A 15,370-nucleotide genomic window follows, 5' to 3' on the forward strand; every position below is an offset into this window, starting at 1 on the left:
ATGTTCGCCACGGGCCGTCTGGCCAAGAAGCTCTCCCGACCGGGCGTCGCCTTCCGCGCCCTCCCGGTAACCTCCCGCGTCGCCCTCGGCGTCCTGATCGTCGTCCTCCTCGGCGCCGTACTGGCCCCCCTGCTCACCCAGGACCCGCTGGCCACCGGCAACCCCGTCCAGGCCCCGAGCGGCGAGCACTGGTTCGGCACCGACCGGGCCGGCCGCGACGTGTTCGCCCGCGTCGTGCACGGCTCGCGCTACTCGCTGATCATCGGCCTCGGCGCGACCGCCTGCGCCCTGGTCGCCGGCTCCCTGCTCGGCGCGCTCGCCGCCACCTCGCGCAAGCTCGGCGACGAGTCGGTCATGCGCACCCTCGACGTCGTCATGTCCTTCCCGCCGATCGCGCTCGCGGCCGTCCTCGTCGCGGTGTTCGGCACCAGCATCCCGGTGATCATCTTCACGATCGCCTTCGTCTACACCCCCTCGCTCGCCCGCGTCGTCCGCGCCAACGTCCTCTCCCAGTACGGCGAGGACTACGTCGCCGCCGAGAAGGTCATCGGCGCCCGGCGCGGCTACATCGTCCTGCGCCACGTCGCCGTCAACTGCATGGCCCCGGTCATGGTGTTCGCCACCGTCATGGTCGCCGAGGCGATCATCTTCGAGGCGAGCCTCTCCTTCATCGGCGCCGGTGTGCAGGACCCCGACCCCAGCTGGGGCAGCGTCCTGTCCTACGGCCGGCAGATCCTCCTGGCCGGTGGCTGGTGGGCCACCTTCTTCCCCGGCCTCGCCCTGCTGATCACCGTCCTCGCGCTCAACATCCTCTCCGAAGGGCTCACCGACGCCTCCGCCGCGCCCAAGAGCGCCCGCGCCGCCGCCGACCCCACCGCCACCACCGCACCCGACCCGGTCGAGGCCGCCGCCACCGTCGACATCGACGCCGCCCTCGCCAAGCTCGCCCAGCACATCAACGCCACCGAGCCCACCATCACACCGGTACGCGAGGACGCCGCCGAACTCCTCGTCGTCCGCGACCTGGCGATCCGCTTCCCGGACCGCTACGGCGAGATCCCGGTCGTCGACAAGCTGAACTTCACCGTCCACGAGGGCGAAACCCTCGGGCTGGTCGGAGAGTCCGGCTGCGGCAAGTCCATCACCAGCCTCGCCGTCATGGGCCTCCTCGCCCGCAACGCCGAGGTCAGCGGCGAGATCATGTACCGCGGCCGGGACCTGCTGAAGCTCCCGCCCAAGGAACGCCGCGCCCTGATGGGCCCCGAGATCGCGATGGTCTACCAGGACGCGCTCTCGTCCCTCAACCCCTCCGTGCTCGTCGGCACCCAGCTCAAGCAGCTGACCTCGCGCGGCGGTACGAAGACCCCCGCCGAACTCCTGGAGCTCGTCGGCCTCTCGCCCGAGCGCACCCTGCGCAGCTACCCGCACGAGCTCTCCGGCGGCCAGCGCCAGCGCGTCCTCATCGCCATGGCCCTCTCCCGCAGCCCCCGCCTCCTGATCGCGGACGAGCCGACCACCGCCCTCGACGTCACCGTCCAGGCCCAGGTCGTCGAACTCCTCATCCGCCTCCGCGACGAGCTCGGCTTCGCCATGGTGCTGGTCTCCCACGACCTCGCCCTCGTCGGCGACCTCTCGCACCGGGTCGCCGTGATGTACGCGGGACGGCTCGCCGAGGTCGGCGACACCCGGTCGGTCCTCACCGACCCCGCCCACCACTACAGCCGCGGCCTCCTCGGCTCCGTCGTCTCCCTGGAGGCCGGTGCCGAGCGGCTCCACCAGATCCGCGGCGTCGTCCCCGCACCCCAGGGCTTCGGCGCGGGCTGCCGCTTCGCCGGCCGCTGCGGTGCGGCGACCGACCTCTGCCGCACCACCGCCCCCGTCATCACCGGGCGCGGCGACACGAAGGACCACGGCTTCGCCTGCCACCACCCGGCCCAGGCCGCCGCGAAGAAGCTCGAAGGGAGCGCCCTGTGATCAGGCTCAACGGCGTTCACGTACGCCACAAGGCACGCAGCGGAGGCATCTTCAGCCGCGACGCCGTCCACGCCCTGACCGACGCCACCCTGGAGGTCAAACGGGGCGAGATCGTCGGCCTGGTCGGCGAGTCCGGCTGCGGCAAGTCGACGCTCGCCCGGGTCCTGACCGGACTGCAGAAGCCCACCGAGGGCGAGGTCCTCTTCCACGGGAAGGACCTGTGGGCGATGTCGGGCGCCGAGCGGCGGAACGACTTCGGCTCGGCCGTCGGCGTCGTCTTCCAGGACCCGTCCACCGCGCTCAACCCGAGGCTCACGGTCCGCCAGATCCTGCGCGACCCGCTCGACGTGCACCGCCGCGGCACCCGCGAGGAGCGCGAGGCCCGCGTCGAGGAACTTCTCGACCTGGTCGGCCTCCCCGGACACACCCTGGCCGCGCTGCCCGGCCAGCTCTCCGGCGGCCAGCGCCAGCGCGTCGCCATCGCCCGCGCCCTGGCCCTCGAACCGGAGCTGATCGTCGCCGACGAACCCACCTCCGCGCTCGACGTCTCGGTCCGCGCCCAGGTCCTCAACCTCCTGGTGGACCTGCGCGAACGCCTCGGCCTCGGCATGGTGTTCATCTCGCACGACATCCAGACCGTGCGCTACCTCGCCGACCGCATCGCCGTCCTCTACCTCGGCCGCATCGTCGAGGAGGGCCGCGCGGCCGACGTCGCGGGCGCCCCCTCGCACCCGTACACCGAGGCACTGCTCTCCGCGACGCCCAGTCTCATGGAGGCGACGGAACGCATCGTGCTCACCGGCCCGGTGCCCTCCGCCACCAACCCGCCGCCCGGCTGCCCGTTCAGCACCCGTTGCTGGAAGGCCGACGACGCGTGCACCACCGCCTTCCCGGCGGAGACCTTCGGGCCCCGGGAGCACCGCTGGCACTGCGTCCACCCCCAGACCCCCGCGTCCCCCTCCGGGGACCCGACCCCCGTACCGTCCGCAAGGAGCACCGCATGACCGCCCGAACCCCCCGCTACACGGGAGTGATCCCGCCCGTCGTCACCCCGCTCACCGCGGACGGCGAGCTCGACATCCCCTCCCTGGAGCGGGTCGTGGGGCACCTCATCGACGGCGGTGTCACCGGGCTCTTCGCCCTCGGCAGCTCCGGCGAGACCGCCTACCTCACCCCCGGTGAGCAGGACCGGGTCATCGAGGCCATCACCGCCGCGGCCGGCGGCCAGGTGCCGGTCCTCGTCGGCGCGATCGAGACCACCACCAACCGGGCGATCGAGCGCGCCCGGCGCGCCGCGGAGCTCGGCGCCGACGCCGTCGTCGTCACCGCGCCGTTCTACACCCGCACCCACGACACGGAGATCGACCGGCACTTCAGGGACGTCGCCGCCGCCCTCGACCTGCCCGTCCTCGCGTACGACGTGCCGGTCTGCGTGCACAGCAAGCTCGACCCGGAACTGCTGCTCCCGCTCGCCGCCGACGGCGTGCTGGCCGGTGTGAAGGACTCCAGCGGCGACGACGGCTCGTTCCGGCGGCTGGCCATCGGGGCCCGCGAGCTCCCGGAGTTCTCCGTGCTCACCGGTCACGAGCTGGTCGTCGACGCGATGATGCTGGGCGGCGCCGACGGCTCGGTACCGGGACTCGGCAACGTCGACCCGCACGGGTACGTACGGCTCCACGAGGCAGCGGTGCGCGGCGACTGGGCCGCCGCCCGGGCCGAACAGGACCGCCTCGTCGCACTGTTCGACATCATCCGCGCCGCCCGCCCCGGCACGGCCTCCGCCACGGCGGCCGGGCTCGGCGCGTTCAAGACCGCGCTGATGCTGCGCGGCATCATCGCCACCAACGTGATGAGCCCGCCGATGCGCAGGCTCGATGCCGAGGAGACGGCCACGATCGCCGCCTGCCTGGAGCGCGCGGGGATCGCCACCATCTGACGGGACGGCACGCCGGACGCGAAAAGGTCCGGCCGGACAGCGAAAGCTGTCGGGCCGGACCTTTGGTGCGTGGGGGAGCGTCAGCTCACTTCTGCGCGGCGCGGGCGCGGCGCATCAGCAGGCCGCCACCGAGCACCATCGCGGCGCTGGCGCCACCGGCGATGCCGAGGTTGCCGTTGGCACCGGTGTGCGCCATCTGCGGCGGCTTGTGGTGCTTGGGGGTGTGGTGCCAGGTGTGGGTCGGCGGGTTGTGCGGGTGCCACGCGTGGGTGGGCGGGTTGTGCGTGGGCGGGTTGTGCGTCGGGGGCTTGTGGTGCGTCGGCGGCTTGTGCGTCGGGGGCTTGTGGTGCGGGGGCTTGTGGTGCGTGGGCGGGGTCGGCGGGTTGTGGTGGTGTCCGGGCGGGCAGTCGTCGTCGTGGTGCTTCGGCGGCTTGTGGTGCGGCGGCTTGTGGGTGGGCGGGTTGTGGTGCGGCGGGTTCTCGACCTCGCCGCCGCTGTTCTCGCACTCGTTGCCGGCGGCCGGGTTCAGCAGGCCGACCACGTTGACCGTGTTGCCGCAGGCGTTGACCGGGATGTCGACCGGGGCCTGGACCACGTTGCCCGAGAGCACGCCGGGGGAGCCGACGGCCACGCCGTCGGCGTCCGCACCCTGCGCGTGGCCGGGGGCCGCGTCGCCGCCCTCGTTCTCGCACTCGTTGCCGAAGGCGGGGTTCAGCAGGCCGACCACGTCGACCGTGTTGCCGCAGATGTTGACGGGGACGTGCACGGGGACCTGCACGACGTTGCCCGACCCGACACCGGGCGAACCGACAGCGGCGCCGTCGGCCGAGGCGTCGGCGAAGGCGTAGCCGCCGGAGGCGGTCAGGATGCCTGACGCCGCCGCCATGACGAGCACGCTTTTACTCAAGGCTTTTCGCATTGGGGCCCTTCCTAGGGACATTTCTCGCGGACGCGCGGCCGCAGTTCGTTCGTCAGGCGGTGCAGCAGCCGTCGGTTCTGACCGTGATGCTTGGGGAGCCTCCCGGCGGGCGAGCTTGACGACACCCATAACGACGCCCGCGTGCGTGAGAAACGTGAAACCAGTGAATTTCCTGTGACCACCCGTACGGGCTACGCGTAAGGAGGCCGCTGTCGATTTCCGTCAGTATGTCTCGATCGCTTTCGCACGGGCGTCCGCCACTTCCCAGCATTCGGGTGAATGGTGATAACCAAACGCCCGGGGGCGAGTTGGGCAGGGCGCTCCGGTACGGGGCTTCCAGTACGAGAAGGGTTCATCGTGATCAAGAAGGTCCTGGCTACGGGTGCTGTCGCCGCCTCCATCCTCGGGCTCGGCGCCGCGCAGGCGATGGCCATCGGCAACGACGGCGGCACGACCTCCGTGAACGGCAACGGCGCCTCGCAGTCCTTCGGCAACGCCGTGACGCACGGCGACGGCAGCCCGCAGTTCGACCTGGTCCAGGGCTCGCTGAACAAGCCCTGCGTCGGCCTGCCGCTCAAGGCCAACGTCGGTTCGCTCATCGGTCTCGTCCCGGTTACGGTCCAGGACGTCAACGTCCTGTCCAACCCGCAGAACCAGCAGTGCACCGAGAACTCCACCCAGGCCAAGGGCGACGAGCCGCTGTCGCACATCCTGGACGGCATCCCGGTCCTGTCGGGCAACGGCGTCGGCAACAGCTGATCCGGCCGTCACCAGGCCCGGGCCGCCGGCGTTCCTCCTCCGAGCGGCCCGGGCCTGCTGCTGCCCTCCCTGTGTCCGCCCGGAATCGGCTGATTCCGGCGGGAACGTCGATCGCTGACCGGAACTGCATCATTCGGGCGGTCTTCGAAGAATCTTCTGGTTGAAGAGTTTCGCTTACCGTCCGAAATCGTTACGAATGACAACGGCGGGGTTACGAGCCATCAGGTCCGCGCTCGTGCGGCACGAAAGCCGTGGCCGCTCCGGACTCCGTCGAAGAAAGGGTTTCAAGTGAAGTACACCAAGATCGCCGCCGTCGCCGCCGGTACCCTCATGGCCATGGGTGCCGCTGCCCCGGCCTTCGCCGACTCCGGCGCCGAGGGTGCCGCCGTCAACTCCCCGGGCGTCCTGTCCGGCAACGTCGTCCAGGTTCCGGTTCACATCCCGGTGAACGTCTGCGGCAACACCATCGACATCATCGGCCTGCTGAACCCGGCCTTCGGCAACGTCTGCGCCAACGGCTGATTCACCCCGCCGGATTCTCCTCGGCACGGAAAGCCCCGGAGCGCACTCCCCGCGCTCCGGGGCTTTCCCGCGCGCCCGGATTCGGAGATTTCGAGAAAGGCCGGGCCTTCCAGTTGCCCGGCCGCAATCGGGTCGTTAGTCAGGGGGAAAGCGGCGGAAGTCACGGCTAAAGAAGGCTCGTGCGGCGCGGGGACGCGACCGAAACAGACGCCGCTGCAGAAGGGAACCCGAAAGTGAAGTACGCGAAGTCCGCCGCGCTCGTCGCCGGTTCCGTGGTTGCGCTCGGCACGGCTGCCCCCGCCTTCGCCGTCACCACCGCCACGGCCCCCAGCTTCAGCCTCGACGGAGGCGTCAACCAGGTGGTGGCGGCCGCGCCGCAGGCGGTCGACCCGGTCCTCGACACCGTCAGCGGCGCCGCCGACAGCCTGCACAAGAACGGAACCGTCACCAAGGTCGCCGACCAGGCCACCGGAGCGGCGAAGGACGCGGCGCCCCTGCTGGGCGGCCTCCCGCTCGCCCGCTGACCTCGCACCGACGGCGTGGCACCCGCACCGTTCGAGTGCGTACGCACCTTTCGAGTGTGCGCGCACCTTTCGAGTGAAGTGCCACAACCATTCCCCCCGCGCCGAGTTGATCAGGGCGCTCGGCACCGGCGGGCATCACAGAGAAAACCAGAAGGGCAGTTTCATGATCAAGAAGATGATGGCCTCGGCAGCCGTAGCCGCATCGATCGTCGGCGTCTCCGCCGCCGTCGCTCCGGGGGCCATGGCCATCGGCAACGACCAGGGCACCACGACGGTCAACGGCAACGGCGCCATGCAGTCGTACGGCAACTCCGCCACCCACGGCGACTGGAGCCCGCAGTTCGCGCTCATCCAGGGCTCGCTCAACAAGCCCTGCATCGCCCTGCCGGCCAAGGCCAACGTCGGTTCGCTGCTCGGCGTCGTCCCGATCTCGGTCCAGGACATCAACGTCCTGTCCTCGCCGCAGAACCAGCAGTGCACCGAGAACTCCACCCAGGCCAAGGGCGACGAGGCCCTGTCGCACATCCTGGACGACATCCCGATCCTCTCGGGCAACGGTGCCGCCAACAACTGAGCGGTGCCTGAACGGGTCCTGACACACGGGTAGTTCCCGAAGTGCCTCGCCCTTCCTGACGCACCTGTGGGGCCGGTGGGTCCGGGCAGCCGCCTAGCCGGCAGCCCGGAACCCACCGGCCCCACGCGTGTGTCCCGGCGGGGCGCGGCCGTCCGCTCGCTCGAACGGGCGGCCCGCTGGGCCGGTTGCCGTAGCCGGGGCGGCCGGATTCCGGTGTAACGGGTAGGGCCTGCTCATGGACCAGTACGACAGTCGGCACCCGGAAAGCGCCACCCCGATCTACGACCGGCTCCTCGCCGAGTGGCAGGCCGCGCGGGCCGAGCCGGTCCCGGCCGAGCCCGCGGCGCCCGGCCCGTGCCACGCGGGCGGTTTCGTGCCCGCGGCGCGAAGCTCGGGCGACGCCGGCCGGGGCTGACGGCGGGCTGGTTGTCGAACTTATGCGGGATCGAACCCATTTGAGTGGATCAGCGGAACCGAAACGTCCGCGCGGGGTTGATCAGTACGTTCCAGAACGGAACGCTCCGAAAGGTGAAGCGTGATGAAGAAGATGATGGCCGGCGCGGCAGCGGCCGTGTCCCTGGTCGGCCTGTCGGCCGCCCTGGCCCCCGCGGCCATGGCGATCGGTAACGACGGGGGCACGACGTCGGTCAACGGCAACGGCGCCGCCAGCTCGTTCGGCAACAGCGTGACCCGGGGCGACGGCAGCCCGCAGGCGCAGCTCATCCAGGGCTCGCTGAACAAGCTGTGCGTGGGTGCCCCGATCAAGGCCAACGTGGGTTCGCTCATCGGTCTCGTCCCGGTTACGGTCCAGGACGTCAACGTCCTGTCCAACCCGCAGAACCAGCAGTGCGCCGACAACTCCACCCAGGCCAAGGGCGACGAGCCCCTGTCGCACCTGGTGGACGACATCCCGGTCCTCTCCGGGAACGGCGTCGGCAACAACTGATTCCGTACACCGACGGCGGGCGGTCCGGCCTCCGGGCCGCCCGCCGTGCGTCGTCCGTCCTGTGCGACGCGTGTGTACATACGGAATGACCGAGGCCCACCACCCCTCGCGGGTGGTGGGCCTCACCGATGGGGGCCGGGGGTCAGCCGAGGCTGCGGACCGGGAGTACGCAGTGTGCCGAGGTCGCGATGACCTCGGGGTCACCGGCGAAGGCCCGCAGCTCCGCCTCGCCGATCGGGAGCCCGGGGGCGCCCTGCGGCCACGGGCGGGTGGCGAACATCGCGTGCACCTCGCCCTGTTCGTGCGCCGCCGCCAGCCACTCGGGCGGCACCGGGTACTGGGAGGTGAAGTGAGGCAGCGTCAGAACGGCCTGGCCGGCCTGGACGAGGAGCTTCACGGGGAGCCCCGGCGTCTCGTCGGCGCGCACCGGGGCGCCGCCGACGGTGAGCCCGCTGCGCTGCAACGCGAGGTGCATGGCGTGCTCGCCGGCCGCCGGGCCGTCCGATCCGTCGCCCAGCGAGTAGGCGAGCAGGAAGGCGGCGTCGCGGCCGCTCTGCTGGTACTCGCCGCTCCAGCCGATCAGGATGAGGGTGCCCAACTGGGCCTGGGTGAACGTGCCGGTGGCTGTCTGGGGGGAGGTCATGTCCGGCACCCTAACCGTCCGCGACCGGTCGAACTCCATGCGTATCACCCGATCGGGGGATGACTGGTGACAACCCGGAGCCGGGCCGAATAATGCGTTGACGCACCCGGAGTACCGGGGGCTATCGTGTGCGGCGAGACGGACGGCGGACAGGCTGCCGGTACCGGACACGGACGAATGCGGAGGTGAGGACATTGACGACGGTCGTTGCGATGGGCGCTGCCCACAGGCCGAAGTTCCCTGTTCCCACCCCCGTGGCCACCGGCTGACCTCCTTCAGGACCTTCCGCGCCGACGCGCGCACCGCCGGGGCCACCCTGTGAAGGGTTTCCCTTGTCTTTCCCGTCTTCCTCCTTCTCCTCCGCCACCTCCCGCTCCACCGCTTCGCACCCGCTCGCCGCGTACGGCTGGGACGACGACTGGGCGGCCGAGTTCGCCCCGTACGCCGCCCAGGGGCTGATGCCCGGCCGCGTGGTGCGGGTGGACCGGGGCCGGTGCGACATCGTCACCCCGCAGGGCACGGTCTGGGCGGACACCGCGTTCGTCATGCCCCGCGACCCGATGCGGATCATCTGCACGGGCGACTGGGCCGCCGTCGACGCCGACGGTGACCCGCGGTTCGTCCGTACGCTGCTGCCGCGGCGCACCGCCTTCGTCCGCTCCACCTCGTCCAAGCGCTCCGAGGGCCAGGTGCTGGCCACCAACGTCGACCACATCGCGATCTGCGTCTCGCTGGCCGTGGAGCTCGACCTGGGCCGGGTCGAGCGCTTCCTCGCCCTGGCCATGTCCAGCGCCGGCGGCGACGCGCTGCTCGGCGACGCCGCCGGGGCGGGGGAGCGGACCGCCGAGCCGCTCGTCGTCCTCACCAAGGCCGACCTGGTCCCGGACGCGGTCACCCTCTCCCACCTCGTCCAGGACATCGAAGACATCGCACCCGGGGTGCAGGTGCTGCCGGTCAGCTCCGCCACCGGCGAGGGCGTCGACGTGTTCGCGGCGATCGTCTCCGGCGGTACGAGCGTGCTCCTCGGGGCCTCCGGCGCGGGCAAGTCCACCCTCGCCAACACGCTGCTCGGCAGGGAGGTGATGGAGGTCCAGGCGGCCCGCGACGTCGACGGCAAGGGCCGGCACACCACCACCACCCGCAACCTGCTGGTCCTGCCCTCGGGCGGGGTCCTGATCGACACCCCCGGCCTGCGCGGGGTCGGCCTCTGGGACGCCGGGGTCGGCGTCGGGCAGGTTTTCTCCGAGATCGAGGACCTGGCCGAGGGCTGCCGGTTCCACGACTGCGCCCACGAGGCCGAGCCCGGCTGCGCGGTGCTGGCCGCGATCGAGGACGGCACGCTGCCCGAGCGGCGCTTCGACAGCTACCGCAAGCTGCTGCGCGAGAACGAGCGCATCGTCGCCAAGACCGACGCCCGCGTCCGGGCGGAGATCCAGCGCGACTGGAAGCGCAAGGGCGCCGAGGGCCGGGCCGCGATGGAGGCCAAGCGCGGCCGGATTCGGTAGCCGCGCGGTAGCCGGGCGCCCTGGTCGACGTCCGGAAACCGCGAGGCGGTGTGCCCGCCGGGGCGCACACTGGACGGTGTGATGGACGAGGAGACCAGGTACGAGGCGGTGAGCAGCCGCGACGCGCGTTTCGACGGCGAGTTCTTCTTCGCCGTCGAAACGACCGGCATCTACTGCCGGCCGAGCTGCCCCGCCGTCACCCCCAAGCGGAAGAACGTCCGCTTCTACCCGACGGCGGCGGCCGCCCAGGGCAACGGCTTCCGGGCGTGCCGCCGCTGCCGCCCGGACGCCGTCCCCGGCTCCGCCGAGTGGAACGTGCGGGCCGATGTGGTCGGGCGCGCCATGCGCATGATCGGCGACGGTGTGGTGGACCGGGAGGGCGTCCCCGGCCTCGCCCACCGGCTCGGCTACAGCCCCCGTCAGGTGCAGCGCCAGCTCAACGCCGAACTGGGCGCCGGACCCGTCGCCCTGGCCCGCGCACAGCGCGCACACACCGCCCGGGTCCTGCTCCAGACGACCGCGCTGCCCGTCACCGAGATCGCCTTCGCCGCCGGGTTCGCGAGCGTCCGCCAGTTCAACGACACCGTCCGGCAGATCTACGCCCGTACCCCGAGCGCCCTGCGCGCGGAGGCCGGCACAGGGCTCGGCGCGGCGGTCCGGGAGGCGCGCACCACCGGCATCCCCCTCCGCCTCGCCCACCGGGGCCCCTACGCGGCCGGTGATGTCTTCGACCTGATCGCCGCCCATACGGTCGCCCGCGTCGAGGAGGTCAGCGGGGAGCCGGGCGGCCGCACCTACCGGCGCACCCTGCGCCTCCCGTACGGCACCGCCATCGCCGCCGTGGACGAGCGGTCCGCCGGGAACTGGCTGGACGCCCGCATCCACCTCACCGACCTGCGCGACCTGACCACGGCGGTGCAGCGGCTGCGCCGCCTCTTCGACCTGGACGCCGACCCGTACGCCGTGGACGAGCTGCTGGCCGCCGATCCGCAGCTCGCCCCGGACGTCGCCGCCCGGCCCGGCCTGCGCTCGCCGGGCGCGGCGGACGCGGAGGAGTTCGCCGTACGGGCCCTGGTGGGCCACCCGGCCGCCGGGGAACTCGTCGCCGAGTACGGCAAGGCCCTGGACGTGCCGTGCGGCGGGCTGACCCACGTCTTCCCCGAGCCGGGTGCGCTCGCCGACGCGGACGTCGACCCGTCGCTGCGGGCGCTCACGGCCGCGCTCGCCGACGGCGGCCTACGGCTCGACGCGGGCGCCGACCGGGACGAGGCCGAACAGGCACTCCTGCGGCTCCCCGGCATCGGCCCGACCACCGCCGCGCTGATCCGGATGCGCGGCCTGGGCGACCCCGACGTGGACCCGTACGAGACACCCGGCGCGCACCGCTGGCGGCCGTGGCGCTCCTACGGCGTACGCCGGGCGCGGCGCCAGGACGGTCAGCCCCGGACCACCGCGCCCAGCCACGCCCCCGTCACCAGCAGGCACGCGAAGAGTTCGACCAGCACCGAGTAGCCGGTCGCCCGCATCACAGAGCGCACCGACGCCCAGCCCGCCCCCCGGCTGCCGAGGCGCAGCCGCTCCGCCCCGTAGATCACGCCGACGTACCCGATGACCGCGCCGACGACCGGGACGACGAAGAAGCCCGTGATCGCGCCGAGCCCGCCCAGCGTCAGCGTCCGGCGCGGCGCCCCCGACTCACGGGGCCGGCGCGCCGGGAGCAGGGCCTTGAGCGCCTGGTTGAGCAGGAGGAGCACCGTGGCCCCGATCAGGACGCCCCAGGCGACCGGCGTCCTGTCGGTGAGCGCCCACCACAGGACGGCGGCCCAGACGATCGCCTGTCCTGGCACACCCGGTACCAGCACACCGATCAGGCCGAGCAGCATGACCAGTCCGACGGCGACGAGCTGCCACACACTCATCTGACCAGCCTGCCGGAGACCGGCCGGTCCCGCCCGTTCGCGCCGCCGCCCCAGGAGCCGTCGGCGCAGCTCAGAGGCGGTTACGGCAAGGAGCGCGCGCGGGGTTCGCGGGCGACCCAGCCCCGCTCGTAGGCGTGCCAGCCGAGCTGGAGGCGGGTCGAGACGCCGGTGAGCTCCATCAGGCCCTTGACCCGGCGCTGCACGGTCCGCAGCCCGAGGTCCAGCTGCTTGGCCACGCTCGCGTCGGTCAGGCCGGCCAGCAACAGCGACAGGATCTCCAGGTCCGTCGGGTCGGGGCCGCCCGCTTGCGCCTGGACCGCGCCGCTCTCGCCGAGCCGCAACGGCATCGCCTCGCGCCACACCGCCTCGAAGAGCCCCGTCAGCGACTCCAGCAGCCCCGAGGCGTGCACGACCAGCGCCGCGGGTTCCGCACCCCGGCCGGTCAGCGGCACCATGGCCAGTGCCCCGTCGGCGATCACCAGTTTCGTGGGGACGCGGTCGACGACCCGGCACTGCTCGTTGCGGCTGAGCGCCGCCGACAGCTCCAGGATTCCGGACTCCAGGCCCAGCACCTCGCGCTCGATCACCACCCGGAACGACACCCCGCGCGTGGCCGCCTGTTCCTCCGACTCGTTGTCGAGACCGCTGACCGCGATCGGCTTGCCGGTGACCAGGGCGCACACCTCGCTCACCGCCCCCAGCTGGAGCTGGTGGAAGCGGTGGGCCACCGCGCTCGCCCCGGTGACCACCTCGACCAGGTCGTGGACGGCCGGTTCGGCGGCGTCCGCCCGGTACTCCTCGGCCAGCAGCACCGCCGCGAGTTCCGCCTGCTCCAGCTGGTGGCGCTGCTGGGTGAGCAGCGCGCCCAACGCGACCCCGGGCGGCGCCGCGACCCACCGGCCCGTGCGGGCGGAGGACTGGGCGGCCAGACCGTGCTGCTCCAGCTGGCGCAGCGTCCGTTCCGTGTCCCGTTCGGGCAGCGCCAGCCGGTGCGAGAGATCGGAGACCTCGGCGGCCCCCAGCGCCACGAGCGCGCGGTAGGCCGACTCCTGCCTCTCGTCGAGACCTATGGCTCCCAGCATCCCCGATCCCTCCCCGGACGCAGCATTTCCGCGTGTTGGCGTGACCTCGGCCGGCCGTCCGTGGCGGAAAGCGGCCACGGCGTAAACCCGCCGCGCACATCATCCCCGTACCGCACGTCACTCTGCCAAGGTGGCGGCACAGTGGCCCCGACAACCCCCGGAACGCGTACGTTTGCCCCCGCCTCGCCCGGTTTAGTACGGGGAGGTCGATATGTCCGCCGGGTCCAAGGCCACTGCTCGCGCCGGGCGCTGACGCCCGCTCACTGACCGGTCCGCCGGGCGTCCTTCCCGTGGGGGGTGGGGTCGCCCGGCGGACCATTTTCCCGATGCCCGTTTTCGCGCGGCCCGCGCGGTGGACAATAAGGGCATGAGTCAGCAGGGGGAGAGGCCCGCCGCCCACGAGGACGACTGGTGGCGCAGGCTGTACGACGAATCCGCCCCGGACACCGGGGCGAGCCAGGCGGCCGACAGTCTCGACGACCGCTTCGACTCGGCATCCGACACGGTGGCGCCCGGCGGCCGCCCGTCCCACGAGACCGTCCCGGAGGTGCCGGAACCTCGGGAGGAGCCCGAGCCGGAGCTGAGGGAGGTGCCCGCGCCGGAACCGCGGGAGGCACCCCAGCCTGAGCTGAGGAAGGCACCCGAGCCGGAGCTGGGGGAGGCGGTTGAGGCGGGGGAGGCGTCGGAGCCGAGAGAGACGCCTGGGCCCGGAGAGACGTCCGTGCCCGGGGTGGCTTCCGGGCCGTCGGTGGCGCCGTCGCCCGTCACCCGGATGGCGGACAGCTCGCCGCGGGAGCCCGTGCGCGCCCCGTGGGAGCCGTTGGCCGGCCCGGTGAAGCCGCGTACGTTCCCGGGGCCGCCGCCCCCCGAGCCCGAGCCCGAGCCCGAGCCGCCCGCCCCCGCCGATCCCCGCATCGCCGGGGCCCCTCCGCTGCCCAGGCGCCCCGTCCTCGACCGGCCGGCAGGTCCCGGGCAGACCGCCGAGGAGGCCGCCGACGACGGGCCGGCCGGTGACGCGGCCCCCACGCCCCGGCCCCTGGTCGCCCATGTGGGCGCCCGGCCGCCCACCTACGACGCCGAGCCCACGGCGCTGCCCGCCACCGACCCGTACGAGCTCGACAGGCTCGGTCCCGACACCGTGCTGGACGGCGCCCGGTACGGGACGTACACCCTGCGCGCCGCGTCCGTGCGCGGTGACTCCGCGCGGTTCCGGGGCGAGCCGCGCCGCGACGCATTGCTGACGGCGCGCTTCGGGACCGGTGACAGCGCCCTGGTCCTCGTCGCCGTCGCCGGCGCCACCCGGGGCGCGGAGGGGGCGCACCCGGCCGCGGCCGACGCCTGCCGCTGGATCGGCGAAGCCGTCGGACGCAGCCACGCCCGGCTCTCCGACGACATAAGGGCGGGCCGCCGCGCCGACCTCAAGTCCGGGCTGCACCGGCTCACCGACCGGGGCTACGGCAAGCTGCGGGCCCGCGCCGCCGAACTCGGCCTGGAGCCGGACGCGTACACCGCGAGCCTGCGCTGCCTGCTGCTGTCCGCCGACCCCGACTGCCGCACCCGGGTCTTCTTCGGCGTCGGCAACGGCGGGCTCTTCCGGTTGCGGGACGGCAGCTGGCAGGACCTCGAACCGGATGTGCCCGCGGTGGCCGCGCTCACCGGGGAGCCCGTGGTCGGCTTCGGCTCCTCCGCGCCCGAGAGCGGGCCCGACGGCGACCGGCTGACCATGGACCTGGGCATCCCCACCGGCCCGGCCCCGTACGTCGAGGACCCGCTCCCGCCCCCTGCCGAACCGTTCCGCTTCCGGGCCTCCGTCGCCCGGCCGGGCGACACCCTGCTGCTGTGCGGCACGGGTCTCGCCGAGCCGCTGCGGGGCGAACCGGCCCTGGCCGACGAACTCGCCGCGCGCTGGTCACCCGTGGCCGCGCCCGGCCTCGGGGCCTTCCTCGCCGACACCCAGATCCGGGTGACGGGGTACGCCGACGACCGGACGGCGGTCGGCGTCTGGGAGGCGTAACAGCGCACGCCGTGGGTTGATGGACTCCGAAGACCGTCCGTCCGGGGTTTCGC

16 protein-coding genes are annotated in these 15,370 nt (G+C 72.8%); 12 read left to right on the forward strand and 4 right to left on the reverse strand.

The annotated features are described in order from the left end of the window. Genes E6P78_RS23700 through E6P78_RS23710 form a run of 3 tightly spaced genes read left to right on the forward strand, consistent with a single transcriptional unit; the run spans nucleotide 1 to nucleotide 3,910 of the window. Entirely contained in the window at nucleotides 1–1,974 is a 1,974-nt protein-coding gene (locus tag E6P78_RS23700) for a dipeptide/oligopeptide/nickel ABC transporter permease/ATP-binding protein (protein WP_136205648.1), read from the forward strand. Further along, nucleotides 1,971–2,978, forward strand: a complete 1,008-nt coding sequence (locus E6P78_RS23705) for an ABC transporter ATP-binding protein (protein WP_136205649.1) — start codon at nucleotides 1,971–1,973, stop codon at nucleotides 2,976–2,978. Before E6P78_RS23700 ends, E6P78_RS23705 begins: the two co-directional genes overlap by 4 nt. Continuing rightward, nucleotides 2,975–3,910 (forward strand): dihydrodipicolinate synthase family protein, encoded by a 936-nt coding sequence (locus E6P78_RS23710; RefSeq protein ID WP_136205650.1) that lies wholly within the window; start codon nucleotides 2,975–2,977, stop codon nucleotides 3,908–3,910. Before E6P78_RS23705 ends, E6P78_RS23710 begins: the two co-directional genes overlap by 4 nt. Nucleotides 3,911–3,995: 85 nt before the next feature. Here E6P78_RS23710 and E6P78_RS23715 read toward each other — a convergent pair whose 3' ends face one another. Further along, nucleotides 3,996–4,805 carry a chaplin gene (locus E6P78_RS23715; protein ID WP_136205709.1) on the reverse strand — a complete coding sequence of 270 codons (810 nt, stop codon included), beginning with the start codon at nucleotides 4,803–4,805 and terminating at the stop codon, nucleotides 3,996–3,998. Between the two features lie 381 nt (nucleotides 4,806–5,186). Between E6P78_RS23715 and E6P78_RS23720 the strand changes: the two genes are divergently transcribed. The 6 genes from E6P78_RS23720 (at nucleotide 5,187) to E6P78_RS23745 (ending at nucleotide 8,154) form a co-directional block, all read left to right on the forward strand. Then, nucleotides 5,187–5,588 carry a rodlin gene (locus tag E6P78_RS23720; RefSeq protein WP_136205651.1) on the forward strand — a complete coding sequence of 134 codons (402 nt, stop codon included), beginning with the start codon at nucleotides 5,187–5,189 and terminating at the stop codon, nucleotides 5,586–5,588. A 330-nt stretch (nucleotides 5,589–5,918) separates the two neighbouring features. Continuing rightward, nucleotides 5,919–6,110: a chaplin gene (locus tag E6P78_RS23725; RefSeq protein ID WP_276607230.1), complete on the forward strand. Its 192-nt coding sequence runs from the start codon at nucleotides 5,919–5,921 to the stop codon at nucleotides 6,108–6,110. A gap of 233 nt (nucleotides 6,111–6,343) precedes the next feature. After that, nucleotides 6,344–6,634: a hypothetical protein gene (locus tag E6P78_RS23730; protein ID WP_136205653.1), complete on the forward strand. Its 291-nt coding sequence runs from the start codon at nucleotides 6,344–6,346 to the stop codon at nucleotides 6,632–6,634. A gap of 163 nt (nucleotides 6,635–6,797) precedes the next feature. Next, nucleotides 6,798–7,208 (forward strand): rodlin, encoded by a 411-nt coding sequence (locus E6P78_RS23735; protein ID WP_136205654.1) that lies wholly within the window; start codon nucleotides 6,798–6,800, stop codon nucleotides 7,206–7,208. Nucleotides 7,209–7,443: 235 nt separating this feature from the next. Continuing rightward, nucleotides 7,444–7,623: a hypothetical protein gene (locus E6P78_RS23740; RefSeq protein ID WP_136205655.1), complete on the forward strand. Its 180-nt coding sequence runs from the start codon at nucleotides 7,444–7,446 to the stop codon at nucleotides 7,621–7,623. 123 nt (nucleotides 7,624–7,746) lie between these two features. Then, nucleotides 7,747–8,154: a rodlin gene (locus E6P78_RS23745; RefSeq protein ID WP_136205656.1), complete on the forward strand. Its 408-nt coding sequence runs from the start codon at nucleotides 7,747–7,749 to the stop codon at nucleotides 8,152–8,154. Between the two features lie 142 nt (nucleotides 8,155–8,296). Here E6P78_RS23745 and E6P78_RS23750 read toward each other — a convergent pair whose 3' ends face one another. Further along, nucleotides 8,297–8,797, reverse strand: coding sequence for a DUF5949 family protein (locus E6P78_RS23750; protein WP_136205657.1), 501 nt, complete (start codon nucleotides 8,795–8,797; stop codon nucleotides 8,297–8,299). A 332-nt stretch (nucleotides 8,798–9,129) separates the two neighbouring features. On the opposite strand from E6P78_RS23750, the gene rsgA reads away from it, so the two are divergent. Both rsgA and E6P78_RS23760 read left to right on the forward strand, forming a co-directional pair. Next, nucleotides 9,130–10,302 carry a ribosome small subunit-dependent GTPase A gene (rsgA, locus tag E6P78_RS23755; RefSeq protein WP_136205658.1) on the forward strand — a complete coding sequence of 391 codons (1,173 nt, stop codon included), beginning with the start codon at nucleotides 9,130–9,132 and terminating at the stop codon, nucleotides 10,300–10,302. Nucleotides 10,303–10,383: 81 nt separating this feature from the next. After that, nucleotides 10,384–11,814, forward strand: coding sequence for a DNA-3-methyladenine glycosylase 2 family protein (locus E6P78_RS23760; protein ID WP_136205711.1), 1,431 nt, complete (start codon nucleotides 10,384–10,386; stop codon nucleotides 11,812–11,814). On the opposite strand, the gene E6P78_RS23765 is transcribed toward E6P78_RS23760, so the two are convergent. Both E6P78_RS23765 and E6P78_RS23770 read right to left on the reverse strand, forming a co-directional pair. Then, a complete protein-coding gene (locus E6P78_RS23765) occupies nucleotides 11,739–12,221 on the reverse strand; it encodes a DUF456 domain-containing protein (protein ID WP_168712689.1) in 483 nt (160 codons plus the stop codon). The two genes, E6P78_RS23760 and E6P78_RS23765, sit on opposite strands and share 76 nt — an antisense overlap. An 80-nt stretch (nucleotides 12,222–12,301) precedes the next feature. Further along, nucleotides 12,302–13,303, reverse strand: a complete 1,002-nt coding sequence (locus tag E6P78_RS23770) for a LuxR family transcriptional regulator (RefSeq protein ID WP_136205659.1) — start codon at nucleotides 13,301–13,303, stop codon at nucleotides 12,302–12,304. Nucleotides 13,304–13,670: 367 nt separating this feature from the next. Here E6P78_RS23770 and E6P78_RS23775 point away from each other — a divergent pair, with 367 nt between their 5' ends. Beyond that, entirely contained in the window at nucleotides 13,671–15,317 is a 1,647-nt protein-coding gene (locus E6P78_RS23775) for a protein phosphatase 2C domain-containing protein (RefSeq protein ID WP_136205660.1), read from the forward strand. Nucleotides 15,318–15,370 lie beyond the last annotated feature (53 nt).

Source organism: Streptomyces sp. A0958, assembly GCF_004795035.1.
In the GTDB taxonomy this organism is placed as follows: Bacteria; Actinomycetota; Actinomycetes; order Streptomycetales; family Streptomycetaceae; genus Streptomyces.